General features: G+C 54.5%; 20 protein-coding genes and 2 pseudogenes. 1 reads left to right on the top strand and 21 read right to left on the bottom strand.

The features are described 5' to 3' along the window. Window positions 1-8 precede the first annotated feature (8 nt). The 19 genes and pseudogenes from J4685_RS18680 to J4685_RS18590 form a co-directional block, all read right to left on the bottom strand. Window positions 9-1,148, bottom strand: a complete 1,140-nt coding sequence (locus J4685_RS18680; protein ID WP_000868501.1) for a glycosyltransferase — start codon at window positions 1,146-1,148, stop codon at window positions 9-11. Beyond that, window positions 1,145-2,425 (bottom strand): annotated as a pseudogene (gene wcaK / locus J4685_RS18675) (colanic acid biosynthesis pyruvyl transferase WcaK). The gene J4685_RS18680 and the pseudogene wcaK overlap by 4 nt, the downstream one beginning before the upstream one ends. 21 nt (window positions 2,426-2,446) lie before the next feature. Continuing rightward, a complete protein-coding gene (gene wzxC, locus J4685_RS18670; RefSeq protein WP_016504780.1) occupies window positions 2,447-3,868 on the bottom strand; it encodes a colanic acid undecaprenyl disphosphate flippase WzxC in 1,422 nt (473 codons plus the stop codon). Window positions 3,869-3,969: 101 nt separating this feature from the next. Beyond that, window positions 3,970-5,364, bottom strand: a pseudogene (gene wcaJ, locus J4685_RS18665) (undecaprenyl-phosphate glucose phosphotransferase). 53 nt (window positions 5,365-5,417) lie between these two features. Beyond that, the gene (gene cpsG / locus J4685_RS18660; protein WP_000164209.1) at window positions 5,418-6,788 is read right to left on the bottom strand and encodes a colanic acid biosynthesis phosphomannomutase CpsG; all 1,371 of its coding nucleotides are present in this window, start codon (window positions 6,786-6,788) and stop codon (window positions 5,418-5,420) included. A gap of 110 nt (window positions 6,789-6,898) precedes the next feature. Next, window positions 6,899-8,341 carry a mannose-1-phosphate guanyltransferase gene (gene cpsB / locus J4685_RS18655; protein ID WP_000605956.1) on the bottom strand — a complete coding sequence of 481 codons (1,443 nt, stop codon included), beginning with the start codon at window positions 8,339-8,341 and terminating at the stop codon, window positions 6,899-6,901. Continuing rightward, window positions 8,338-9,561: a colanic acid biosynthesis fucosyltransferase WcaI gene (gene wcaI / locus J4685_RS18650; RefSeq protein ID WP_000699637.1), complete on the bottom strand. Its 1,224-nt coding sequence runs from the start codon at window positions 9,559-9,561 to the stop codon at window positions 8,338-8,340. The genes cpsB and wcaI overlap by 4 nt, the downstream gene beginning before the upstream one ends. Beyond that, window positions 9,558-10,031, bottom strand: coding sequence for a GDP-mannose mannosyl hydrolase (locus tag J4685_RS18645; protein ID WP_011233003.1), 474 nt, complete (start codon window positions 10,029-10,031; stop codon window positions 9,558-9,560). Before J4685_RS18645 ends, wcaI begins: the two co-directional genes overlap by 4 nt. Window positions 10,032-10,033: 2 nt before the next feature. Further along, on the bottom strand, window positions 10,034-10,999 hold the full coding sequence (locus tag J4685_RS18640) for a GDP-L-fucose synthase family protein (RefSeq protein ID WP_001041709.1): 966 nt from the start codon (window positions 10,997-10,999) through the stop codon (window positions 10,034-10,036). Between the two features lie 2 nt (window positions 11,000-11,001). Continuing rightward, window positions 11,002-12,123, bottom strand: a complete 1,122-nt coding sequence (gene gmd, locus J4685_RS18635; protein ID WP_000048163.1) for a GDP-mannose 4,6-dehydratase — start codon at window positions 12,121-12,123, stop codon at window positions 11,002-11,004. A gap of 23 nt (window positions 12,124-12,146) precedes the next feature. Further along, window positions 12,147-12,701: a colanic acid biosynthesis acetyltransferase WcaF gene (gene wcaF / locus J4685_RS18630; RefSeq protein ID WP_001153602.1), complete on the bottom strand. Its 555-nt coding sequence runs from the start codon at window positions 12,699-12,701 to the stop codon at window positions 12,147-12,149. Window positions 12,702-12,716: 15 nt separating this feature from the next. Further along, the gene (gene wcaE, locus J4685_RS18625; protein ID WP_000480132.1) at window positions 12,717-13,463 is read right to left on the bottom strand and encodes a colanic acid biosynthesis glycosyltransferase WcaE; all 747 of its coding nucleotides are present in this window, start codon (window positions 13,461-13,463) and stop codon (window positions 12,717-12,719) included. A 12-nt stretch (window positions 13,464-13,475) separates the two neighbouring features. Then, a complete protein-coding gene (gene wcaD / locus J4685_RS18620; protein WP_000091392.1) occupies window positions 13,476-14,690 on the bottom strand; it encodes a colanic acid polymerase WcaD in 1,215 nt (404 codons plus the stop codon). Beyond that, window positions 14,665-15,882: a colanic acid biosynthesis glycosyltransferase WcaC gene (wcaC, locus tag J4685_RS18615; protein WP_001023853.1), complete on the bottom strand. Its 1,218-nt coding sequence runs from the start codon at window positions 15,880-15,882 to the stop codon at window positions 14,665-14,667. Before wcaC ends, wcaD begins: the two co-directional genes overlap by 26 nt. Beyond that, window positions 15,879-16,367, bottom strand: coding sequence for a colanic acid biosynthesis acetyltransferase WcaB (gene wcaB / locus J4685_RS18610; protein ID WP_000888720.1), 489 nt, complete (start codon window positions 16,365-16,367; stop codon window positions 15,879-15,881). Before wcaB ends, wcaC begins: the two co-directional genes overlap by 4 nt. Window positions 16,368-16,369: 2 nt before the next feature. Then, complete coding sequence (gene wcaA, locus J4685_RS18605) at window positions 16,370-17,212, bottom strand: colanic acid biosynthesis glycosyltransferase WcaA (RefSeq protein WP_000205696.1); 843 nt, start codon at window positions 17,210-17,212, stop codon at window positions 16,370-16,372. Between the two features lie 86 nt (window positions 17,213-17,298). Beyond that, the gene (gene wzc, locus J4685_RS18600) at window positions 17,299-19,458 is read right to left on the bottom strand and encodes a tyrosine-protein kinase Wzc (protein WP_000137217.1); all 2,160 of its coding nucleotides are present in this window, start codon (window positions 19,456-19,458) and stop codon (window positions 17,299-17,301) included. Then, window positions 19,455-19,904: a low molecular weight protein-tyrosine-phosphatase Wzb gene (wzb, locus tag J4685_RS18595; protein WP_000482224.1), complete on the bottom strand. Its 450-nt coding sequence runs from the start codon at window positions 19,902-19,904 to the stop codon at window positions 19,455-19,457. Before wzb ends, wzc begins: the two co-directional genes overlap by 4 nt. Window positions 19,905-19,909: 5 nt before the next feature. Continuing rightward, window positions 19,910-21,049: a polysaccharide export protein gene (locus J4685_RS18590; protein ID WP_000978077.1), complete on the bottom strand. Its 1,140-nt coding sequence runs from the start codon at window positions 21,047-21,049 to the stop codon at window positions 19,910-19,912. A gap of 674 nt (window positions 21,050-21,723) precedes the next feature. Between J4685_RS18590 and J4685_RS18585 the strand changes: the two genes are divergently transcribed. Continuing rightward, a complete protein-coding gene (locus J4685_RS18585; protein ID WP_000454722.1) occupies window positions 21,724-23,283 on the top strand; it encodes a TerC family protein in 1,560 nt (519 codons plus the stop codon). Between the two features lie 94 nt (window positions 23,284-23,377). On the opposite strand, the gene asmA is transcribed toward J4685_RS18585, so the two are convergent. Both asmA and dcd read right to left on the bottom strand, forming a co-directional pair. Then, a complete protein-coding gene (gene asmA / locus J4685_RS18580; protein WP_001252252.1) occupies window positions 23,378-25,234 on the bottom strand; it encodes an outer membrane assembly protein AsmA in 1,857 nt (618 codons plus the stop codon). Window positions 25,235-25,272: 38 nt separating this feature from the next. After that, window positions 25,273-25,854: a dCTP deaminase gene (dcd, locus tag J4685_RS18575; RefSeq protein ID WP_001234783.1), complete on the bottom strand. Its 582-nt coding sequence runs from the start codon at window positions 25,852-25,854 to the stop codon at window positions 25,273-25,275. Window positions 25,855-25,936: the final 82 nt, after the last annotated feature.

The following is a 25,936-nucleotide window of genomic DNA, read 5'->3' as shown; positions in this document are numbered from 1 at the left end:
CACCTCGTTTATATGGTTTGTAGCAGGCTGGCTAACTGGCGATTAATCGCCTGCTGATTAAAATCTTGCGCCACTTTTTCACGGGCGCGCGTGATCACCGACCCCAGCGTATCGTGGTCAATCCGGCTGAACTCAGCGAGTCGGGCCGCCAGCGCCTGCGCATCGTTTTCCGGCACCAGCCAGCCGGATTTGCCGGCCTCCACCAGTTCCGGAATACCACTATGCACGGTAGACACCACGGGAATCCCCACCGCCATCGCCTCCATCAGCGCTACCGGAATACCTTCCATATCGCCATCCGTACCGGTAATCGACGGCAGCAAAAAAACATCGGCGTCATCCAGCATCGCCTTCACTTCATGGCTCGGTTTAAACCCCGGCATCTCAATGACATCCTCTAACTGATACTGCTCAATGAGCGTGCGCAGCCGACGTTCCCACGGGCCAATCCCCAGAATGCGGTAGCGAAACGCCACGCCCTGCGCTTTCAGTTGCCGACAGGCTTCAATCGCCACATGCAGGCCTTTTTTTTCTGTCAGGCGCGAAACGGCAATCTTTTCCGGCGGACAGCCCATACTTTTCAGGCGACCGGCCCACAGGTCGCTGATGGGCAGCATCAGATCGCCACGACGAAACAACTGCTGATACTCCGGCGTGTAACGACTGAGCACCTCGCGGCTGGAAATATCAATCCCGTGGAAAATAGTCGCAATTTTGCCGCGAAGCACGCCCAGCTCGCGTAGTTTGGCCGCCGTCACGCCCGCCGGACCAAAGTGCGCGATGAACACATCCGCCACAAAAGGTTGGCCCGCCTGCGCGCAAATCGCGGAAAGGATCAAATTGCGTGATTCATCGCCGTAGCGGGTAAAGTTGAGCGCTTTCCAGGTCGCCGCCCGATGCAGACCCGGCAGCGTTTTACATGCCCGGTAGCGCAGTTTCGCCAGCAGTCCCTGGGGCTCATCCTGTAACCAGCGGGTTTTCGCCGCCAGGCCATACTTCTCCCAGGCGGCGTGAGTATGTTGGGTATCGCCTTTTTGTAACGCGACAATCTCCACCTCATGGCCCATATCAATAAACGCAGTAATCTGATTCAGCACAAAGGTTTCCGATGAGAGTGGAAATTTCAGCAGAAAAAAGCTGACTTTCATTGTTCCTCCCGAATTCTGTCGAGAACGGATTTGATCATCGTGAACCCTTTCGCCCGCTCCTCGGTGACGGCGTTAGCCACTTTTGCCTTTAGCGCAGGCAATTGATTGAGCGTATCGGCCACCACGCTTTGTAATGAACCGTTCAGCAAGTGACGGATATCGATAGCCAATTCCGCCAGGCCTAGCTGCTGCATAATCCCGGCGGATTTATGTTCATAATTAATGGCGATAGCGGGCGTGCCAAAATTCATGGAGATAATAGCGGAATGCAGGCGCGTCCCGATGGTAAGTACGCAGGATGCGAGGATCTTTCCGATTTCCACGTCATTGAGTTCGTCCATCGCGATATGGAAATGCTCTGAGTCATTCACATACTTCGCCATCCGCAATGCAACCATCCGGTCATCGCGGTTATAGCGATCGATACTGGTGCAGGTCGACAGCGCCAGTACCTAATAACCGTCCGCAATCAGGCGATTCACGACCTGGGCAAAAGCCTGCTCATAGGCCTGCTGAGTGGTGCCCAGGCGTTTATCAAACGGCTCCAGATCGCGCAACGTAATCGCGACGGTTTTGCGGCGCGCGGTGACGTCCAGCCAGTGCTGGACAGCATAACTGGCGACAAACTCGTCGTGACGGCGTTCGACTAACCAGGCGGTATCCACCCCCTGCTCCACTTTCCGGGTATCGATCTGCGCGGCGGTCACCAGATCGCGGCTGACGGTTTCACGCAGGATCAGCGCACTGGTGCGGCCAAAAACATAATTGGCGAGCTGGTTAAAGTCAGGGTTCTGGAAAGGGCCGACGCTATGTCCCACCATATAAATTGGTTTGTTCGCCATAAACGCGCACAGCGGATATTCAAAGTGAGTCAAACCATATAAGTCGACATAGTTTGAACCACCCACCTGAATGACGGCGTCATACTGCGCAATAAATTGCGCGAATTCGGCAAATTCCGGCGCGATAGCAAAATTACGCAGCGATCCTTCCTGGGCGACTTTAGACAATAAAATTTTATGCTGAAAACGACGGCGTAATACTTTTTTCACCCGACCGTTAAGCCCTGCCGCCGCCTGCTGTTTCTGGCTTAACTGATACAGCGGGTCGGCAATAATCGGGCGCCCCTGCAACCAGGCGGAACTCACCGGGAAACGGCTCATCACATCCATCTCCGCCTCTGGCGCCTGTTGACGGATGGCATCAAGCAAACCGCGCATAATGGCGCTATCACCACGGTTGCCGCATGTGTGGTTGCCTAAAATTAATAATTTCATAAATAGCCTCTTATATCCCCGTCATCCGACACGTAATAACTTTTTCAGTTTTGCACTGCCAACAAGCTGATTTTTTATTTCCATCACCAGCGCATTGCGTGAAAAAATAATCATTAAAATAAAACTCAAAATACCGACCATAACCTGTAGTGCGAATACCCCTGACAACGGTAAATAGCCGTCGACCAACTTTCCTGCGCCGTAGCTGGTAATAAATGTTGGCAATGAGAGATAAAACGGTAGCCACAGGCTGAGAATATACTGACGATAGCTGGAGCCGAGTACCGGCTTAATCATCACGAAATAGCTCAGAATGGTGTTGATGATTTGCACCACCAGGAACCCCAGCGTCACGCCAATCGCCCCCGCCAGATGGCCGCCAATGAGAATTGCCGGGATAAACAGAAACGTTTTAAAGACGTTGAACTTAAAGCTGATATCCACGCGCGCTTTCGCCATCAGCAGCGAACCAATCGGGTTGCCGACCGAGCGCAACAGCCCCACCACGCACAGCAATTGCAGGATCGGGATAATGCTGTTCCACTTCTCGCCAAACACTAACGGCACAAAATTGTTCGCCACTACCATCAGGCCCAACAGCGCGGGAAAATTGATAATTCCCACCACGGAAAGCAACTTATAGAAGTTGACGCGCAGCTTCTCGGTATCGTCCTGGATTTTGGCGAATGCCGGAAATAGCACGCGAGTAATGATGGGGTTAAGCTTCGCCGGCGGCACAACAGCCACGTTGTACGCGAGGTTATATCCCCCGGCGACGCTTGCGCCGAGAATTCTCGCCAGTACCAGCGTCGATAAATTCGTGTTGATGTAATTGACGATACTGTCCGCCGTCAGCCACGCGCCAAAACGCAGGTTCGTGGACACCGATGCCAGCGAAAAATGCAGCCCCGGACGGTAAATCTTGCGGCCAAAGTAACCAAAGAGCAGCGTCCGCACTGCACTGTTCACCAGATAGCCGAGAATCGCGGTTAGCGCCAGCGGCCAGTAATGGGCGCTAATCACCGTAAAGGTGAACCCCGCCAGCACGGAGGTCGTTTCGATCATGCCGATCTTATTGAACGCCAGCGACAACGTTTTGATTAACGGCGCAAGATCCGGGTTATGCAAAACATGGGCAATCGCATCGCTCAGCCAAAAGACCACCGCAAATACCACAATCCCAAGCCCAACGTTTAGCCAGTAGAGCGTGGTCAGCTCCAGATGCCCAATCGTTTTACGCTGGATAATCGAGTTCGCGATGCCAAAGTCCGAGATCGTGTCGGCCAGCGCGATAATCACCAGCGAGACGGTCAACAGGCCAAACTGGTGGTTGTCGATGATCCGCGCCAGCACCGTCATCTGAATTAACCCCAGACCGATAATCACTATCGTGGCGATAGCCGACCATTTAGCGCCGCTGATCGTTTTTTGTCGTAAACTCATTCTTTTCTCCAGAACCTGTTCACAAGGCGTCATTGGCGCAGCCAGATTGAGCACTGCCCTGGTTCAATATGGCAAGTAAAATAGCCTTGTGGGTCAGGCTCTTAATACGCCGCTTTATTAACAAACCCTTTAAAAATCGTCAGAAAAACAATTTTGATATCAAACCAAATACTCCATTCGCGGATGTATTCTAGGTCGAATTCCACGCGTTTTTCCATTTTCTCCAGCGTATCGGTCTCACCGCGCCAGCCATTAATTTGCGCTCAGCCGGTGATGCCCGGCTTCATCTTGTGGCGTAGCATGTAACCTTCAATCAACTGACGATACTGTTCGTTATGCGCCACCGCGTGCGGGCGAGGACCGACGATGGACATCCCGCCAGTTAATACGTTGATAAACTGCGGCAATTCATCCAGCGAGGTACGACGCAAAAAGTTACCTACCCGGGTGACGCGCGGATCGTTTTGCGTCGCCTGGGTAACGACCTTATCGTTCTCCATCACCTTCATTGAGCGGAACTTCCAGACCTTGATCGGCTTGCCGTCCATCCCGTAGCGCGTCTGACGGAAAATCACCGGCCCGGGCGAGCTCAATTTGACCGCCAGCGCAATGCAGCACAGTACCGGTGAGATGAGCAGCAGAATCAGCGATGCCAGCACGATATCTTCTGCCCGTTTAAGCAGACGGTTAATCCCTGATAGCGGCGTGTCATACAGCGGAACGACCGGAACGCCGCTCATCTCCTCCACGCGCGAGTGGAGAATATTAAAGGTGAACACATCGGGAATAAGGATCACCGAGCAGGTGGTGTCGGCCAGCTCGCGCACCAGTTTTTTCACCATGGCGCCGTCGCTCATTGACATGGCGATATAAACATTGTGAATTCGCGAGGCTTTCGCATCGTCAATTAACTGTTCGAAGTTCCCGGCCCAGTCAGCAGAGACGCCGCCCGGTTTAGGATCGTGATAGACGCCCACCACCTCAAAACCCAGCCACGGCTCATTACGGAAGCTATCCAGCAACGCCTGGCCCGCAGGCAAATCCCCGGCGACGGCGACCCGGCGAGTGTTATAACCACGATTGCGTAGCCAGCCCGCGCCGAAACGAATAAATGAACGGCATAACACTAAGCCCAGGCTGGACAGCGCATACCAGGCCAGCCAGGTGGCGAGGCGGTTGTCAAAGTCATCATTAAACGCCACCAGACCGGCGCTGAAGATCAGGCTCAGCGTCCAGTTTTGCAGTAACAGCGTTAACTCTGTCGACATTTTGACGCCGCGCCAGGAGCGATAAAAATCGGTCATCCCGCCCAGCATTTGAAAAACAACCAGCGTAATCAGCGCCATCAACAGGTGCATGTACAGGAATGGCAGTCCACTGACTTCACAGATGAACCACAGCCCGCCAAACATGATGGTGATATCTGAAAAGCGTTGCACCATAGAGATTAACGATGCATTGGTTTTGGCTCGTTCGCGCTTTTTTAGATTTGTCATCGTTGTTCCTGTGATTGGCCCCTTACCCGCAGGCGGTAAGGGGAGATCTGACGTTACTGATTCAGCAGCGCCAGCAGAGTGCGTGTTCGCGCTTCCATCAGCGGAATATCGCCGCGTGATTCCACATTCAGGCGCACCACCGGTTCGGTGTTCGACGAGCGCAGGCTGAAACGCCAGTCGGCGAACGACATGCTGAGGCCGTCCGTGCGGTCCACTGCCTGCGCCTCTTCCGCGAAGTGCGCTTCCACCCGCGCGATGGCCGCCGCCGGCTCCGCCAGTCTGCTGTTGATTTCCCCGCTCGCCGGGAACGCCGCCATCCGGTCGCGAACCAGTTCACCCAGCGACTGCCCCTTCAGGCATACCAGCTCCGCCACCAGCAGCCACGGGATCATCCCGCTGTCGCAGTAGGCAAAATCACGGAAATAGTGATGCGCGCTCATTTCCCCGCCATAAATGGCATCCTCCGTACGCATCCGCTCCTTGATAAAGGCGTGCCCGGTTTTTGACATCACCGGCGTCCCGCCCGCCGCCGTCACCACTGCCTCGGTGTTCCAGGTCAGGCGCGGGTCGTGGATAATCTTCGCCCCCGGGTGTTTTTCCAGAAACGCTTCCGCCAGCAGCCCGACGATGTAGTACCCCTCGATAAACTTCCCTTTCTCATCGAACAGGAAGCAGCGGTCGAAGTCGCCGTCAAAGGCGATGCCCATGTCCGCCCCGTGTTCAATAACGGCCTTGCGGGTGTCGTCGCGACACTCCGGCAGCAACGGGTTGGGAATGCCGTTCGGGAAGGTGCCGTCCGGGGTGTTGTGGATTTTGATGAACTCCACCGGCGCGCCCAGCGCCTTCAGGCGCGCTTCAATGGCGTCAATGACCGGCCCCGCCGCGCCGTTGCCGGCGTTAAACACCAGCTTCAGCGGGGTGAGATTGTTAACACTGATGTAGCCGAGCAGGTGGTCGATGTAGGCGTCGCGCAGGCTGATTTGTCTGTAGCTGCCGCGCGTGGCGTCGTTGACCGGCGGGAAGTCGCCCGCTTCCGCCAGGCGCTGAACGTCGCGCAGACCGGTGTCGCCGCTTATCGGGCGGGCGCCCTCGCGCACCAGCTTCATACCGTTGTAGTCCATCGGGTTATGGCTGGCGGTCACTTCAATACCGCCGTCCACGCCGAGGTGGAAGGTGGCGAAGTAAATCTCTTCGGTGCCGGACATACCGATATCCAGCACGTCGACGCCCGCGTCCTGTAACCCTTTTGCCAGCGCCATCTTCAGCGCCTCGCTGGTCAGGCGCACGTCGCCGCCCAGCACGATGGTTTTCGGTTTTAAATATTCGCCGTAGGCGCGGCCAATCCGCCACGCGATATCTTCATTGAGTTCTTCGCCCAGCCTGCCGCGAATGTCGTAGGCCTTGAAACAGGTTAATTTTGTCATGTTCTTACCCTTCTTCAGGCAACAGTTAGCCCTGACCGTAAATGGCCAACATCGTTATTGTTATTCATTGCCGGATGGCGCGTTGCGCTTACCGGGCACCGTTGCAGGCGTCAGACCCGCCCGTAACGATCCTCGAACCGCACCACGTCGTCCTCTTCGAGATACGAGCCGGAACGCACTTCAATTAAATCGAGCGGTATTTTTCCCGGATTTTCCAGGCAGTGGGTCGCCCCCAGCGGAATATAGATGGACTCGTTTTCACCGAGCAGCTTAACCTCGCCGTTGATGGTGACTCTGGCGGTCCCCGCCACCACCACCCAGTGCTCGGCGCGGTGATGGTGCATCTGCACCGACAGTCCTTCCCCCGGCTTGACGGTAATACGCTTCACCTGATAGCGCTCGCCCGCGTCGATGGAGTCGTATTTGCCCCACGGACGGTAAACCTCGCGGTGCATGTGGTGCTCATGGCGTCCGTCGGCCTTGATCTTCTCCACCACCTTTTTCACGTCCTGCACCGCGTGGCGATCGGCAATCAGCACGGCGTCTTTGGTCTGCACTACCACCAGATCCTTCACGCCGACGGTGGTCACCAGGCCGGATTCGGCGTAAACGTAGCTGTTTTCCGTTTTATGGCTGATGACGTCGCCGTGGTGGACGTTTCCCTCCGGGGTGTGGGCGCTGATTTCCCACAGCGAGGACCACGAGCCGACATCGCTCCAGCCCGCGTCCATCGGCATCACCACCGCGTCCGCCGTTCGCTCCATCACCGCGTAGTCAATGGACTCTTCCGGACAGGCGAGGAAGGCCTCTTCATCCACGCGAATGAAGTCAAGATCCGGATCGACGCCGCGCATCGCCTGTTCACAGGCGGCCAGAATATCGGGGCGGAACTTTTTCAGCTCTTCCAGATAGCGTCCGGCGCGGAACAGAAACATGCCGCTGTTCCAGTAGTAATCGCCGCTGGCGACGTAGGCCTGAGCGGTTTCCAGCCCCGGCTTCTCAACGAACTGCGCCACCTCAAAAGCCACCGCATCCGTCGCGCCCGGCACGACATCACCGCGCCGGATATAGCCATAGCCGGTTTCCGGCAGATCCGGCACGATACCGAAGGTCACCAGTTTGCCCGCGTCGGCATAGGGCATGGCGCCGCGCACCGCGTCGCGGAAGGCCTCTTCATTGGCGATCGAATGATCCGCCGCCAGTACCAGCATCAGCGGATCGCAGTCCGTATGCTGGCGCGTCGCCGCCAGCGCCGCCAACGCAATCGCCGGCGCGGTATTGCGCCCGGCGGGCTCAAGAATAATGTTCTCCGTCAGCTTATTGAGCTGGCGGAGCTGCTCGGCAACGATAAAACGGTGCTGTTCGTTGCAGATAACCACCGGGCTTTCGCACTCCACGCCGTTCAGACGGCAAATGGTGGTTTGCAGCATGGTGAGATCGCCTTTCAGGCACAGAAACTGTTTTGGATAAAGCACGCGAGAAAGCGGCCACAATCGGCTACCGGAGCCACCGGCCATCACAACCGGGTAAAGTTTTGTCTGACGCATTATCATCCCCGAATATCTGCAATAAATTGGCGTAGCACGTTCTCTTTATTGAGCGTGCGTTCGGCGTATTCACGTGCCGTCATGTTGTTTTTCGGCATGGCGAGCGCCTGGCTAATCCCGTCGACCAGCGCGTCGGTCGATTCCGGTTCCACGCAAACGGCGATGCCCGGATAGCGCGCGCAAAGTTGTCCTAATTCGGTGTGCGGCTCAGCGGTAATCACCGCATTACCGCCGACCGCCAGAATGTTAGTCAGCTTGGAGGGCAGTACCGCATCCGCTGCGCCGCGCTTTTGCACCACCAGATGGCAGTCGCCCATTTTCAGCAGCGCGGGTAAGGCGTCGTAAGGCTGCAGCGGGAGGAATTTAATATTTGCCAGGCCGCGTTCGCGGGCCATGTTCTCCATCCGCGCCTTGCCGCCCCCCTGGCCGACAATCGCGAAAATCAACGGTCGATCGCGTAATCGTTCCGCGGCGTCAATTACCTTTTCCAGCCCTTGTTTTTCGCCGATATTGCCGGAATAAAGCACAATTTTTTTGCCCTCTGGCAAGCCAAGCTGCTGACGCAAAGCCGTCACGTCAGCGTCATTAACGTCCTGAAAGCGCGCCACCTCCGACCAGTTCGGAAAAAAGAGGATTTTTTCCGCCGCGACGCCCTTTTCCCGCGCTTTATTCATCATGGAGCGAGAAATGGTCGAAACATTATCAACGTTACGCAGCGCGCTACGTTCAAAGGCCGTTGCTAACCGCGCTACGCTGCCGCGCTTACCTTTTCCCGCCATTCCTAAGCCAAGCATGGCATCCACTTCGTAATCCTGAATATGCAGTACGGTACGCGCGCCGGAGAGTGTCGCCAGCAGACGCATTCCCGGCGTACAAAAGAGCGTCGGTACAACGCCGATAATCCGATCCGGCTTCCAGCGACGCTGCGCCATCAGTGGGAAAAAACTGCTCAATGCAAAGCTCCCCAAATGAAGCAACCGTTTTAAGGTGGAGGGCTGTTTCGGCACATACAGCGGGCAGCGCCAGACGGTAGCCTCGCCCTCTTCCCAGCGATAGCGCCAGGCGGAATAGCGCTCGCCGACCTTCCACTGCGGGTAGTACGGCGGCGCGGTAATGACCCGCACCTCATGGCCTTCCTGCGCCATCCACGCCACCATTTCGCCGGTATATTTGCCGATACCGGTCAGTTCCGGCGAATAGTTAATGCCATAGACCAGGATCTTCATAGGCCCACCGCCGGCGCGTCAGGAAGGAAGTAGGCCCGACTGTTCTCATGAACATTGTCGCTTGCCAGAAGCTGTTCCGGCGTCAGCCAGCGGTAACTGCCATGCTGCGCGTCAGGCAGGCGTAAATCGCTCTCCGTCACGCGCAGACGAAAGCCGAGCACGATGTAGTGAGTTGAAAAATCCTCACCGGAAAAGTTGTCGTCATAGAAGTGCTGCCAGACGCCATAAAACGTCCCTGCCGCCAGCGGCAGGCGCACGCCCAGTTCCGCCTGCGTCAGGCGTGCAAAGGCGGCCTCCAGCGTTTCGTCTTTGCGCACCCGTCCCCCCGGCACAAACCAGTAGCCCTGCGCCGGACGGTTGAGACGCTGGCCCAGAAAAATTTCCCCTTGGCCGTTTTCCACGATGAAATCGAGGGAGATGAGGGGCGTGGCCCGCACCACGGCGGCGAAATCTTCCTGACGTAAAAACATTGTCACCCCCGGAACCGTTGCTGATTCTCAAGGAACCACTGGTAAGTACCGGCAAGCCCTGCCTCCAGTGAAATTTCGTGATACCAGCCAAGCTGATGCAGGCGTGTGACGTCGAGCAATTTACGCGGCGTGCCGTCCGGCTTCGCGGCGTCGAACACCACCCGGCCCTGGTAACCCACCACCTTTGCGATAGTCTGCGCCAGTTCGCGGATAGTGCAGTCCACGCCAGTGCCGACGTTAATGTGCGACAGCATCGGGGCGGTGTTCTCCTGCCACACTTCGCGCGCCAGCTCCATCACGTGAATACTGGCCGCCGCCATATCGTCAACGTGCAGAAATTCGCGCATCGGCGTGCCGCTGCCCCACACTACCACCTCCGGCGCGTGGCTCTGCGCAGCCTCATGAAAGCGGCGCAGCAGCGCCGGGATCACATGTGAATTGTCCGGATGGAAATTGTCATGCGGGCCGTACAGGTTGGTTGGCATCACCGAACGGTAGTCGCGACCGTACTGCCGGTTGTAGGACTCGCACAGTTTAATCCCGGCGATCTTGGCGATGGCATACGGCTCGTTGGTCGGCTCCAGCGTTCCCTGCAGCAGCTCGCTTTCCGCCATCGGCTGCCTTGCCAGTTTCGGATAGATACAGGACGAACCGAGAAACAGCAGTTTGTTCACGTTGTGCAGGTGCGCGGCGTGAATAATGTTGCTCTCTATCATCATGTTTTCATAAATAAAATCCGCCGGATACGTGTTGTTGGCGACAATGCCGCCCACTTTCGCCGCCGCCAGATAAACCTGGTCGATACCCGCCCTGGCAAAGAATGCCTGTACCGCACGCCCGTCGAGCAGATCCAGCTCATCGCGGGTGCGCAGTACCAGTTCCACGTCGCCGCGCTGCGCAAGCTGCCGTACAATGGCGGAGCCCACCATCCCGCGATGGCCCGCCACAAAAATTCGTTGCTTATTCATTCTCAGGACTCCAGCGCGATAGCCACCTCGTAACCGTGAGATTTCAGCAGTGAGTGTTTTTTCGCGGCTTCCAGATCGTTCGCCACCATCTCGGAGACCATCTCCGACAGGGTGATTTCCGGTTTCCAGCCCAGTTTCTCATGCGCTTTGGACGGGTCGCCCAGCAGGGTTTCCACTTCCGCCGGACGGAAATAACGCGGATCAACGGCCACAATCACATCCCCCGGTTTCACGCCCGGCGCATCGTGTCCGGTAACGGATACCACGATCCCTTTCTCATTAATGCCTTCGCCTTCAAAGCGCAGTTTTATCCCCAGTTGCACCGCCGCCAGCTCCACAAACTGGCGTACGGAATACTGCACGCCGGTGGCAATCACGAAATCTTCCGGCTGCTCCTGCTGTAACATCATCCACTGCATCCGCACGTAATCTTTCGCATGACCCCAGTCGCGCAGCGAGTCCATGTTGCCGAGATACAGGCAGGACTCCAGTCCCTGGGCGATATTGGCGATGGCGCGGGTGATCTTACGGGTGACGAAGGTTTCGCCGCGACGCGGGGACTCGTGGTTAAACAGAATGCCGTTACAGGCGTAAATACCGTAGGATTCACGGTAGTTGACGGTGATCCAGTAGGCGTACAGTTTCGCCACCGCATAGGGGGAACGCGGGTAGAACGGCGTGGTCTCTTTCTGCGGAATTTCCTGCACCAGCCCGTACAGTTCAGAGGTGGAGGCCTGGTAGAAACGCGTTTTCTTTTCAAGACCGAGGAAGCGAATCGCCTCCAGCAGGCGCAGCGTGCCCATCGCATCCACATCGGCGGTATATTCCGGCGACTCAAACGACACCGCCACGTGGCTCATTGCGCCCAGGTTGTAGACCTCGTCCGGCTGCACTTCCTGTAAAATGCGGGTCAGGTTGGAGGCGTCGGTCAGGTCGCCATAATGCAGATGAAATTTCGGGTTGCAGCTGTGCGGGTCCTGATAAATATGGTCCACGCGCTCGGTATTAAACGATGACGCGCGGCGCTTGATACCATGCACCTCATACCCTTTTTCCAGCAGAAATTCTGCCAGGTAAGACCCATCCTGTCCGGTTACGCCAGTAATGAGAGCGACTTTTGACATTTTCATTTCCTCAAATAGTCCCGTTAGGGAGTAACTTTCTGAACGCGCTGGCGCGTTACCACTGCGGGATTGCCCCGACAAATCGCATTTGCCGGTAATGATTTAAATACGCTGCTGCGCGCGCCGACGACGGAGCCATGACCTATCGTCACGCCGGGCGCGACAAAAACATCGGTTGCCAGCCAACATTTTTCGCCAATAACAATCGGCGCAGCGTTAATATCGAAATGGGCGCTGGTATAATCATGGCTACCGGTACACAAATACCCTTTTTGTGAAATGACCGCATGTGCGCCAATATTAATTTCACCCAACGTATATAACACAGCGTCGTCGCCTACCCAGGCATAATCGCCGACGGTTAATTTCCACGGATAGGTAATTTTTACTGACGGTCGAATAACCACATTCTTTCCAATTTTGGCGCCAAACAGACGCAGCAAAAAGGCTCGCCAGCGATACAATATTTGCGGCGACCCGGCGAATAATGTCGCCTGTACCGCCCACCATAATTGTACTTTTAGCGCATTAGCGCCGCGGAACCCCTTCGGCACCGTAAAGCCGCTAAGATCCTGCATAATAACTCCCGGTGATTAGACTTTGTTATACCGCGCTTTTGTTTTACCCGTCGTTTTCAGGCGTAATAAATAGGATAATTGCGCCCAAAACCCTGGCACACGTAATATTTTTCGCTGTACGTTTTTTGCATCCTGACATAATTCCAGATTATTCGAGGTTGACACGCCGCCCATCGAAAATTCAGATACCAGTCCGTTAATTCGCCGAAAAGGATAGCCTGCTTTATAGAGACGGGCCGCCAGCGCATAATCTGAAGAGACATGATATTGCAGATCATAAGGATACTTTTTTAACGCTGCCGTCGGGAAAAATATCGCCTGATGGCTGGCTGGCAAACTATGGTAGATATAATACCCGGGTTTAGCCTTCCGGCGTATTTTATGCCCGCCGCCGAAATCCAGCAGCGCGTCGCCAATATACATCGCCTCGCCCTTTTGTCGCGCCAGTTGGCGGACAAACAGCGCGGCATCATCATGGAACGCATCACCGGAATTAAGAAACAGGGTATAGCGCCCCTGCGCCAGCGCAATGCCTTTGTTCATGGCATCATAAATACCGCGATCCTTTTCACTGATAAAACGCAGGTTAAACTCACCGTGACGTTTTTGCAGAAATTCGCGCGTGCCGTCCTCCGAACCGCCGTCCACTACGATCCATTCAAATGACAGACCCGGATCGCGTGCCAGATTGCGCAGCGAGCGCCAGGTTTTTACCACCCCTTCGTAATTGCGAAAGGCGACGGTAACGACGCTTAAAAACATGCCACCACCCCGTTATGAAATTTTTAACGCCTTGCGCAAAATGAACGGACAGACGATTAAAAAAGCATATTCCGGGCTAAATATTGAACCGGTAAAAAACAGCGACACCGGCGTAAAAAGATAGAGCTGCACCCGAAAATTACGATTATCGCCAAACGCATTTAGCGCCATTTTTAAAACTTTCCCCATATACCACAGCGTCATTAGCACTGCGAACCAGGAAAAATAAATAATCAGCAGATACAATCCATTGTCTATGGTTTTCCCGACATCCGCACCGTTAAAGATTCCGAATGATGCAACATATTCATAAAGTGAGCCAAATCTGACTACGCCATCAATATGGGTCAAGGAATATCCGACCATGACTAACGGGCCCACAATACGATAATAAGAAGATGAGCCTTCCGTCCCTAAATCGCCAAGTCGTGTCGCGATATAAGGAAATGCAATAATTACCCCAACCAAAAACAGAGTTAATGAGACCAGCGCCAGTGGAAGTTTTTTCTTTATCGCATCCTTATTCAAATATTGGAACGCCCACTCCAGAAGGTAAAACAGGATAAAGGTCATTACCCCTGAAAATGATCCTGATAATATTATCCCTGCCAGAATCATAGCATCGCTTTTCGGTGTTTTGATACCAAACTGTTTGATGCTCAGCCAAATTGAGATTAGTGCCAAAGCGAAAAATGCCGGTTCAAAATAAAGCGCAGTGGTACGCTTACCGCCAAATTTTATGAAGTTCAGTACGTAGCTATTACTGTAAATGAGATATTTCGAAATTCCTTCCATAATACTGCTGCCGCCGGTAAGGATAATTTGCGCCATCTCAACCGCGGCGAGCGCGACCACTATACCCACCACCAGATAAAAAAAACGCAAAATCTTTCGGTGGTTATGCGCGGAAATGGTTTTGAATCGGATACTCCAGACCATCCCGATAATGACCACAATATAGACAAACAGCATCGTGGACGTGACATATTTACCGGCATTCAGCGACTGGCCGAACAGGAAGTTAAATGCCGTAAGCCCCGCGCCGATGCCTAAGGCGATCATCAATTTTTTTACGCTAATGCGTTCCACAAATAACAGCAGCAACAGCGGTAAAAAAGTGACGATGGTAATGGGAAAGCTTTCCCCCAGTTGGGCAATCTTGACATTGACCAGTAGGTAGATCAGCGGCAGCAGCAGATAGCTACAGATTCTGATAGAACGAGACATACTCCTCCAGCATCTGTTGACCGCTGTACGCGACGCGGCTACGCATACGAAAGGCGTCCAGCGTGGCGCCAAATACCGCCTGAGCAATCTCTGGCTTACGCCGCTGCGCCAGGCGCAGTACATCTGTAGCGGCAAAGGTCTGGCCGCCGGATTTCGCCAGCACCTCCTGCGCCGCCTCGCTGTGGGTAGCGAGCACCGGTACGCCGATCGAGAGCGCTTCACACAAGATCAGCGGATAGTTATCGACCCGCGAGCTAAAGACCAGCGCATCCATCTCATTGAGCGCGCTCATTAATTTGCGCTTATCGGTTTCAAAACCGTGATTAACGACGTTTTGGCCGGTAAAAGGCGAAAATTTACCGAAGGTATGCAGTTCAATTTTTTCGCCCAGCGCCATCATGTCGTGTACCAGACGCTGGTCAGTTTTGCCGTCGTAACGCAAGTCATGCGCCACAATGGCGATCCGCGGTTTGCCCGGATTCAGCGGCACAGGTGATAGTTGCGCGAGAATCGCCTCGGTCGCCAGATCGATACCGTTGTTAATCACCCGGCAGAGTCCCGCGCCATAAACGCTGTTAAAGGCCTCGGCCACATGCTGGCTCGGCGAAATAAACTGGCAGCCCAGCCGCAGCATGTCCCGAAAGCGCTGACGTTTGCCGTCAATAAGCTGGTGCGCCCGATCCACCCTGACTGGCGGATAATTGCTTAGGGTCGGGCATTTTTGGCAGCCGCTTTTCCAGCCCTCGCAACCGTCGGTGAAGGCGCAACGCCCGGTGACGCTCCAGTGATCGTGCAGCGTCCAGACCAGCGTGACGTCTGGTTTTTGCGCTTTGACTTTTTCGCAAAACGTCACGATATCCGCCAGGTTTAGCCAGTAACTGTGGAGAACATGAAAATGCAGCACCAGCGGGCCGGATGTCTGGATAACCGTGCGGTAAAGATTGTCGAGATTGCCAAACAGATCGCGATTCAGGAAACGAAATAGCGCGATATTGGCGATTGCCGTGCCGCGCGGCGTCTGTTTTATCACCTGCGGATAACGGTGGTGGCTGACGCTTTTTTTTCCGCCTTTGCCATAACCATAGACAAAACGTGACGTCAGCCCTTTTTGCTGCGCCCGCAGATGGAGATCCAACGCCACTCCCGCCGCGCCGCCTTCCGCCAGCCGTACATTAAATTGCAGAATATTCATGTGCTGACCTTCACCCGTGCTTTTTCTCCCACCACCAGCGCATGATCCGGAATACTGTCAAGCACCACGCTACCCGCGCCAATCGTGACGTGATTACCGATAGTAATATCGCCAAGCAGGATGACATTCGCCCCCAGCTCAACGCCGTGACCAATCACCGGACAAGCCAGGCTGTCCGCGCCGCGATTGCCAATGGTGACGCCGTGGCGAATGGTAAAATCGTCGCCGGCGACGACATGTTTGTTGATCACTGCCGCGTAACCATGATGGATAGTGAACCGCCGACCAATGGTCGCGGCGGCCTGGATTTCATACCCGAACAGGCATTCCGTGATTACGCGATACAGCACCAGCACCGGCGCAGCCCACAGATTATTCAGCACATTCTTTTTGCGCCAGACGGAACAAAAATGAGCGATACGGTAGGCCAGCACCATGCAACAGGGGCGTAAGCTCCAGCTATTCGCGCGTAAGTCTTCCAGCATCGTTATCGCCCCCGCAGCCCGGCCGCCAGGCGTTTGCTATTACGCACGGAGAGCAACGTCAGCAACGTGCGCCAGGTCATTCGCTTATTGCGAATTTGGTACAGCGTAAAAAGCTGGTATTTTTTACTGGCGCGATCGAATTTATCTTTGTGCTTACGATAAAAATGGAAATAGCCGGAGAACTTTTTCGGCGAAGAGGTAATCTGCATCTCGCCGTGGTTGATATGTAAAATTTGCGTCGCCTCTTCGACTTTCCACGGTTCGCCATACTCCACCACCATGCGCAGAAAAATGTCGTAATCCTGCGCCGCCTTGAGTTCGGTATCGAACAAACTCGCTTTAAAACGCCAGGCCCAGGTAAAAACCTGATTGCCAATAATATTGCGCTTGTAGAACAAGCGGCGCGAATAAGGGGATTTCGGATACAGCGGCAGGCTGGCAGGCTGAGAGTAGACCTCGCCCTCGCACACATAGTCGTTGGCATACAAAAAGGCGTGCGTAGTCAACTGGTGTTTATGGGCCAGAAACACGCTCAGACGGTTTGGCGTCCATTCATCGTCATCATCAATACCGGTAATGTAGTGCCCTTGCGCCTGCATAATGGCCTGGTTGCGAACCGCGCAGGCGCCGGTATTCCTGGCGTTATGGGTATAACGGACGCGCGGGTCGTTCAGCTCCTCAACAAATTGTTGTAGCTGCTGATAAGATGAAGAGCAATCATCCACGATGATCATCTCCCAGTGACGGTAGTCCTGACGTAGTACTGATTTAATCGCCCGGATAGCCAACTGCTGCCTGTTCCAGGTTGGCATATAAATTGAGATCAGCGGATTGTCTGTTGTCATGCTTATTCCCCAGATAGTTTTGCCGCATGGCGCTACGCTTGTCCGGCCTACAGTCACAGGCCGCGCCATCCGGCACGCCTTATTTTTTATTTGGAATCTGACTGGTATTCATACTCGTAATAGCCATAATCCTGGTAGCCCGTCGCCCGGCGGAAAATGGAGTTGAGAATGACGCCTTTGACCTGAATGCCATTCTGGTCAAAACGGCTCAGACTGGTTTCCACCTCTTTTAAAGTGTTGACGGCATAACGCGCCACCATCAGCGTCGTCCCGACGTGACGCCCCACAATCGCGGCGTCCGTCACGGCCAGAATCGGCGGCGTATCGATTAATACCAGGTCGTAGCGGCTGCTTACCCAGGCGATTAGCTCGCCGAAGCGCTCGCTCATCAGCAATTCCGATGGATTAGGCGGCACCTGACCGCGCGGAATAAGATCAAAATTAGCGATCGCCGTGGGTTTCGCGCAGGAGGCTATCTCGCCTTTGCCCGCCAGAATGTCAGATAAGCCGTCCACGTTATTGGTGCCGAGCAGTTCATGGGTGTAGCCCTTGCGCATATCGCAGTCGATCAGTAATACCCGTTTATGCGTCTGGCTGATGACGGCCGCCAGGTTGGCGCAAACAAAGGTTTTGCCGATAGAGGGGCTGACGCCTGTGAGCATGAGTACATTATTTTGCGCCTGCATCATGGCGAAATGCAGGCTGGTGCGCAGGCTGCGAATCGCCTCAATCGCCAGATCGGTCGGATTGCCCACCGCCAGCAGTTGGCTCTGCTTGTAACGCTTAATCCCTTTAATGGTTTTGACGCTATCGCGCGCTTTTTGCCATTCCGACAGCGGAATACTGGCATAGACGCTGATCCCGTGCTCCTCCAGCGCCTGCGGGCTTTCAATACCGCGATTAAACAGCGAGCGCAGGAGCACGCCGACAATCGATAACATTAATCCCAGAATAATGCTGCCGAGAATAATCAACGCCTTTTTCGGCTTCAGCACGCCCGGCTGGGTAATCGCCAGGTCAACGATGCGCACGTCGCCAACGGTGCTGGCTTCGGTGATTTTCAGCTCCTGCTGTTTATTAAGCAGTTGCATATAGACCTGCTGGCCGGACTCCACATCGCGGGTCAAACGCACAATCTCCTGCTGGGTTTTCGGCATCGCCGTCACCCGCCCGTTCAGTTTGGCTTTTTCATCTTCCAGCGCTTTACGTTTTTCCAGCAGGGTGCGGTAAGCCGGATGCGCTTTGGTAAAGAGCTTGGAAATTTCCGCTTCTTTAAACGTCAACTCATTCAACTGGGCGTCGATATTAACCATCGAATCGAGCACCGCCTTCGCCTCCAGCGGTAAATCCACCGAGTCTTTATCCTGGCGGAAAGCGTTTAGCTTGTTTTCCGCCACATCCAGACGGCTGCGGACTTCCGGCAGTTGTTTTGCCAGAAACGCCAGGCTCTTCCCCGCCTCTTCAGATTTCCGCGCAATATCCTGTTGCAGATAGTTACGGGTAATACTGTTGAGAATGTCGCGGATCTGGTCGCGATCCTCTCCCGTGAACGTCAGGCTCAGAACGCCGGTATCTTTGCCGGTTTCCGTTACGGTGAGGTTATTTTGCAGGTTATTAATCATACCAAGCGTTGAGAATTTACTCACCGTAAATTCCGTATCAGGACGGGCGTCAATCGCCTCTACCCGCATCGTCACGCCGTCTTTATTGAGTGGCTGGCCCACAACGCCCTGCGCGCTAAATCCGCCGTCGCTGACCAACTGATAACGTTTGTCGCCCAGCACTTTGAGGGTGAAGATCTGTCCGCTCATCGTCTCTGGTCGGGTGAATGTCGTGACTTTCACCATTTCATTGTGACGTCCCATCAGCCGCTCCCACCCGGCGCCGAACAGCGGAAAGGTGTTTTTGGTGACGGCAATATCCAGATCCAGATCGTCAACGGTCTTCCCCAGCACCAGGCGCGATCGAATGAGCTGAATTTCCGCATCGGAAGCCGGCGGCTTATTCGCTAATGCGCTGTTGATATCCTGTACCAGCGAATTACCGGCGTTTTGTTCAATCTGCACCAGCGCATCGGCGCTATAGATGGGCGTGGCGAAGAACGTATAAATTACCGCGCACAGCGCAAATATGGCCGTCGTCCCCAACACCCACCAACGCGCTTCAATCACCGTTCCGACCAGACACCCGATATCGATTTCATCGCTACCTGTAACCGCCGCAGATTGTTTTACTTTTTCTGTCATGGTTTTCCCTGCTCTGCATTCAGTGCCTGCGCCCACTGGCGGGCAGACCTTTCCAGTAATGTGTACACCGCCTCAAACGCATCGCGGCTTTTGCGATACGGGTCCGGTATTTCACGCTCGCTGTCCCAGTGACCAAACAGCATTACCTTGCCGCGCATTTCCGGCGCAATGTCGCACAGGGCGGCGATGTGGCGTTTCTCCATCGTCAGAATCAGGTCATATTCCCGGCACAGACGCGCGGAAATTTGCCTTGCGCAGTGATTTTCCAAAGACAGATCATGAGCGCTGGCCACGCTCGCCGCCGCAGGATCGGCGCCTTTGCCGACCAGCGCTCCTAACCCGGCGGACGCTACCGTCAGCGAAGGATGAAAGCGCTTTAGCAAACGCTCTGCCGTCGGGGAACGGCAAACATTCCCCACACAGACCACTAAGATTTTGTTAAACATAACGATTACCAGGAATGAATGTCGCTGGCCGTATCCGTCATATAACGGACACCGCTAATGGTCGGCAGCAACTGATTGATCAGGCGGTTCCAGCGAGCAACCGGCGCGGTCGTGACGTACACCACATCGTAAGGCTGAAGTCGGAATTCCGTCGCCATCACCAATGACGTGGCGTCAGACATATCAAGCTGGTAGATATTGGCGATCTTGCCGCCGCGTCCCCCCTCGCCTTTCAACGGACGAATCACAAAAATGCCGCTGGCGTTGGAGGTGGTCAGATCGATGCCTTCCGCATTGCCCAATGCTTCGGTGAGCGTCATGCCGCTGAAATCCATTTTGAGGGTGCTCTGTTTTTTCACTTCGCCCATGACAAAGACTTTCAGATCGTCATTGCGCGGCACATACAGGATGTCACCAGGGTAGAGCAAGCGGTTCTGGCTAAGATCGCCATTTTGCATCAGCGCCTGTAGCGAAATGCGCTGTTCTTTGCCGTTGTGCGTCAACACGACGTTGCGCCAGTCCGCCATATCGGTCAGGCCGCCCGCAGCGTTAATCGCATCCAGGACGGTTAGCGGTACGTTAGTAATGGCCTGCTGACCGGATTTATTCACCTGGCCGGAGATGTACGCTTTTTGCGAGCGGAAAGCGGCGATATTGACATCCACCTGCGGGTCCGCGATGTACTTCGCTAAACGCCCGGTAATATCGCTGCGAATCTCTGACAAAGTTTTACCGACGACGCTAACCTTGCCAATGTAGGGATAAAACATGGTACCGTCCGGCTGTACCCAGTTGCCGGTATCGCTTGAGCTACGGTACTGGCCTGCTGGCGTGGTCAATTCCGGGTGATCCCAGACGGTGACATTCAGCACATCGCCAGGCCCGACGCGATACTGATAGCTGGCGATCTCCTGGTCCAGCGACATATTCGGTTGCGCGACATTGGGCCGCGGGCGTAATTGCTCAACCAGCCGTGGCGTCAGCGGATACACATTGACCATCCGGTCGAGATCAAAGTCAGCGTCTTGCTGTTTGATCACATCTTTCCCCATCGTAGACATATTGCTGCCCGGAAGTACTGTGCAACCACTTATCAAGCTGAGCGACGCCAATAATGGCATCAATTTCATTTTGGATTTCATCATTGATTATTTATCACTTTGGCAGAGTCATTATCCTGTGCAATTTAAATAGCGGCTTCGTCCGTGCACATTTACCTTGCAGTTAATGGCAGAGAAAATTAACTGGCATCATTCTGAAAAAAAATCAATTCATCCGCAGGCTATTGACAGAATAATAAAGGCTTATATTCAGGCTTTCAGGCACGCTACCGCCCCTGGCTTCTTAGCTACCAATACACTGATTATTCTAAATTTTCGCATTCCCCTCCGATTTCATCCTCGTTCAGATAAAAATCTTCAGCGAAATAAAGGTTACGTATTAATAGTTTTCTCGATGTCGTGACAGGATATTTAAGAGCGCTATCTTAATCCTGCAAGAATTGTTGCAGCTAACCTAATGACAGGCAAGGTAACAAACCCGCCATCCTATATTTTTAAGATTAATATTAAATGAATTCACAGATGATTTTAGGATTTTATTGAGGTTGACAATATTTATTTACTCCACTCCACCTGCGATATTTCCTAAATATATTCTTGACATTATTTAGTTTCCGACAGAAACATTACGGCTATTTTAAAGTTATTTTATAGCCGCGTAACAAAGATAAATTGCTCTGCGGCATTGCATTTTTCCGCCGTATTATCCATGATCGAATTGTGACAATTGTCATATTACAGAAGGTATTGCTCTTACTATGGAATGGATTGCCGATCCGTCAATCTGGGCCGGACTGGTAACGTTAATCGTTATCGAACTTGTTCTCGGCATTGATAACCTGGTCTTTATTGCCATCCTCGCTGAAAAACTACCGCCGGGGCAGCGCGACCGCGCGCGCATTACCGGCCTGATACTGGCGATGATCATGCGCCTGCTGCTGCTGGCGTCAATCTCGTGGCTGGTCACCTTGACTAAGCCGCTCTTTAGCGTACAGGCGTTAAGCTTCAGCGCCCGCGATCTGATTATGCTGTTCGGCGGCTTCTTCCTGCTCTTTAAAGCCACCATGGAGCTCAACGAACGGCTGGAAGGGAAAGATAGCGCCAACCCTACCCAGCGTAAGGGGGCGAAATTCTGGGCGGTGGTCGCGCAAATCGTGGTGCTGGACGCTATCTTTTCTCTCGACTCCGTGATTACCGCCGTGGGGATGGTCGATCACCTGGCGGTCATGATGGCGGCAGTGATAATCGCCATTAGCCTGATGCTGCTCGCCAGCAAGTCACTGACCCGATTTGTGAACAATCATCCCACCATTGTCATTTTGTGCCTTAGCTTCCTGCTAATGATCGGCTTTAGCCTGGTGGCGGAAGGGTTTGGTTTCCACATTCCGAAAGGGTATCTGTACGCGGCTATCGGCTTCTCGGTGATGATCGAGTCGCTCAACCAACTGGCTATTTTTAACCGCCGCCGTTTTCTTTCCGCTAACCATACGCTGCGCCAGCGCACAACAGAGGCCGTGATGCGGCTGATTAGCGGTAAAAAAGAGGATGCCGAAACCGCCGCGATGCTGGCAGACCATGACGACAGCCAGATTTTTAATCCGCAGGAGCGCAGGATGATTGAGCGGGTGCTGAATCTCAACCAGCGCACCGTAAGTAGCATCATGACGTCGCGTCACGATATCGAGCATATCGATCTCAACGCGCCGGAAGCGGAAATCCGCGCTCTGCTGGAAAAGAACCAGCATACGCGTCTGGTCGTGACGGGTGAAAATGAACAGGAAGATTTACTCGGCGTCGTCCACGTCATCGATCTGTTGCAACAATCGCTGCGCGGCGAACCGCTCAACCTGCGGGCGCTAATTCGCCAACCGCTGGTTTTCCCGGAAACATTGCCGCTGCTGCCTGCCCTGGAGCAGTTCCGTAACGCCAGAACCCATTTTGCCTTTGTCGTAGATGAGTTTGGCTCGGTTGAAGGTATTGTGACATTAAGCGATGTCATGGAGACTATTGCCGGTAATCTGCCGAATGAAGTCGAGGAAATTGACGCCCGCCACGATATTCAGAAGAACCCGGACGGTTCCTGGACAGCAAACGGCCATATGCCGCTGGAGGATTTGGTGCAGTACGTGCCGCTACCGCTGGATGAAAAACGGGAATACCATACGATTGCCGGATTATTGATGGAATATTTGCAGCGCATACCGCAAACCGGTGAAGAGGTTCAGGTGGGCGATTATTTGCTGAAAACATTGCAGGTAGAAAGCCATCGAGTGCAGAAAGTGCAGTTAATTCCGCTGCATAACGGCGAGCCAGACTAGGAGATGTAACGCCTGTTCGCCTGCCCCGGCCTGCTTACCAGACAGGCCGGAGGCGCGTTAGCCTCACCATCCGGCTCTGCCCTTTGGCCAAAAACTACAGCTTATCCAGCAGTTTCTTCACATCTTTACCATTGCGGGTATCTTTATTGCGCTCCGCCCAGTCGTTGAGCCGACGCTTCGCCTCATCCTGTAAATGCTTACGCAATAACTGATCCACTTGCAGGGTATAGTTCAGCTCCTGCCACTTGCCATAGACGCGCAGCGGCACCGGCGTCTCTTTCAGGAAGGTGATCAGGTTGCTATCGCCGTTCCAGCCGCCCAGCACACGCAGATTAAATTGTGTATCACAGCTCTGCTTAACCAGGTCCAGCGTTCCGCTGCCGGTTAACGCCAGCATAGAAGATTGCCCGACCATGTCGTCGAGCGTCAGCGTGCCCTTATTTAGCGTCAGATCGGTCGTGAAGCGATCCAGTCGGGTCGCGTTGTCCATATTTTCCTGCGACTGCTGCGCGTCGCCGCCGCTTCGCTCTACGGCCTGCTGCACCAGTTGCTGGAAATTCATCCCTTCGAGGCGCGTATTGCTCATGTCAACATGCGCTTTTCCTTTCCAGCTGTGGCGAAATGCCTCCGCGTCAATATCCGCCCCGGAGAAATCGCCAACCAGCGACATCTTACCGGTCAGGCTAATCGGATAATTGAAGGCTTTCAGGATAGTCCCAATCTCAACATGGTTGAGGCGAGGGTGGAATTCGATGCGTGGACTGGCGGTGCGGGCGTCCAGCGTGCCGGGCAGCGACATCTCTCCGTCGGCCAGTTTCCCCTGCAACTCGGTGATATCCAGCAATCCGGCCTGATTAGACATCTTCGTCGAAACCTGGGTAAAGTCCATTCCCCGCCAGCGAACTGAATCCGCCTGTAAAGCAATCTCCGCCGTAAAGCTTTGCAGCCCCTGATAAGGCGGCGCACCAACACGCGACGCGATAACTGGCCTGGTCAGGGGGAGCGTATTTTGCCCCTGCGACACCGCGCCGCCCGTCTGAGCCACTGTGCTATGATGCGGCAACAGGTTGTCCAGATTAAGCTTGCTGGACTGGAGGTCAATTTGCCATTCCGGCTGCTCCGCCAGCGTTACCTGAACATGCCCGGTCAGAGAACTGTCATTCGCCGTTAAATTTAAGTGGTTAAATGAAAGACGTTTTTGCGCCTCCTGCCACTGCGCCTGCAATTGTCCCTGCCCCTCAATCCCCTGCGCCGGTAGATCCGCGCCCTGCAATTGCCAGCGCAGTTGCTCAATACCCGCGGTTAAATTATGCGGATAATCGGAAGCATCCACCGTTCCGCTAAACGATAAAGCAAGATCCCGCTGATCGCGGTTCACGCGTCCCGAAAAATCAAACGTGCCGCGATGCTCGGCATCTTGTTCCATATTCAGACGAATATCGCGCACCGTGACCTGATCATCATTTTCATGTTGGAAAAGCAGCACGCCGTCGGCAACGCGCAGGCTACGAATATCAAACGACCAGCCGCGATCTTCCGCTACGTCCGGCAAGGTATTATCTTTCGGCGCGACCGGCGCATCATCACTGCGTACCGCTTCCGTTTGCGGCGTCAATTGAATCACCCCGCCTTTCAGCATCACCTGCTTAACATGAAGCTGATGACTCAACAGCGGCCATAAAGCGACATCCAGGCGCATATTGTCAGCCCGCACCAGCGGTTCGCTGGCGCCTCGCGCCGTTAGCGTCATTCGCCCGGAAAGGATGCTGAGTTGCGGCCATACGTGCCAGCGCAGCGGCCCGTCCAGTTGCAACTGATATTCACTACGCGCGGCAACCTGCTGCACCATATAGGCGCGGAAGTCATTTGGATTGACCAACAATACCAACGCAGAGAATCCGGCCACCAGCACGACCAGGAGAATCATCAGCGTCGTCAGAAATCGTCTCATGCTACCCTCAATGGACCGGCAGTATTGCGCCGAATGGCTCAGTCTTTATCAATCCGGCTGGCAACAGCGCCCTGCTGATCGCGATATTTGGCATCCTGACGGCGGTTATAAGGCCGCGCCGCCGGGCCGGACAGCGGCTCAAAGCTCAGCGCGCCGATGAGCATACCCGGACGCAACGCCAGCGGCAGCTTCCCGGAGTTGTAAAACTCAAGCACAATGCAGCCCGACCAGCCGGGATCGATACGGTGCGCCGTCACATGCACCATCAGCCCCAGACGCGCCAGCGAGGAGCGACCATCCAGCCAGCCCACTAAATCCGGCGGCAGGGTAACGGATTCAAAGGTAACGGCCAGCGCCAACTCGCCCGGATGCAGATAAAATGCCTCGCCGTCCGGCAAAACGATTTCATCGCTCATCACGCGATCCAGCGCTGCGCTGACCTCATCTTTCGGCCCGCTCAGATCGATAAACGCCGCCGTATGGCCACGGAAGGTTCGAAATTTATTGCCAAGACGTACATCGACCGTCGCGCCGTTAATGCGCTCTACGGGAGGTCGCGGGGTGATAGACAAACGGCCTTCATCCAGCCAGGCTTCAATATCTCGGTCGCATAAACGCATGGCACTTTCTCCTTTCGCGCATCAAGCCCTTAAATCAAGCACATCAAGGGCTAACCAGGTTATCACTGAACGGTACACAATT

Origin of the sequence: Salmonella sp. 32100201201700099SM, assembly GCF_017572645.1 — a bacterium.
GTDB classification, from domain to species: Bacteria; Pseudomonadota; Gammaproteobacteria; order Enterobacterales; family Enterobacteriaceae; genus Salmonella; species Salmonella enterica.
This window is presented reverse-complemented; position numbering and strand designations above follow the sequence as displayed.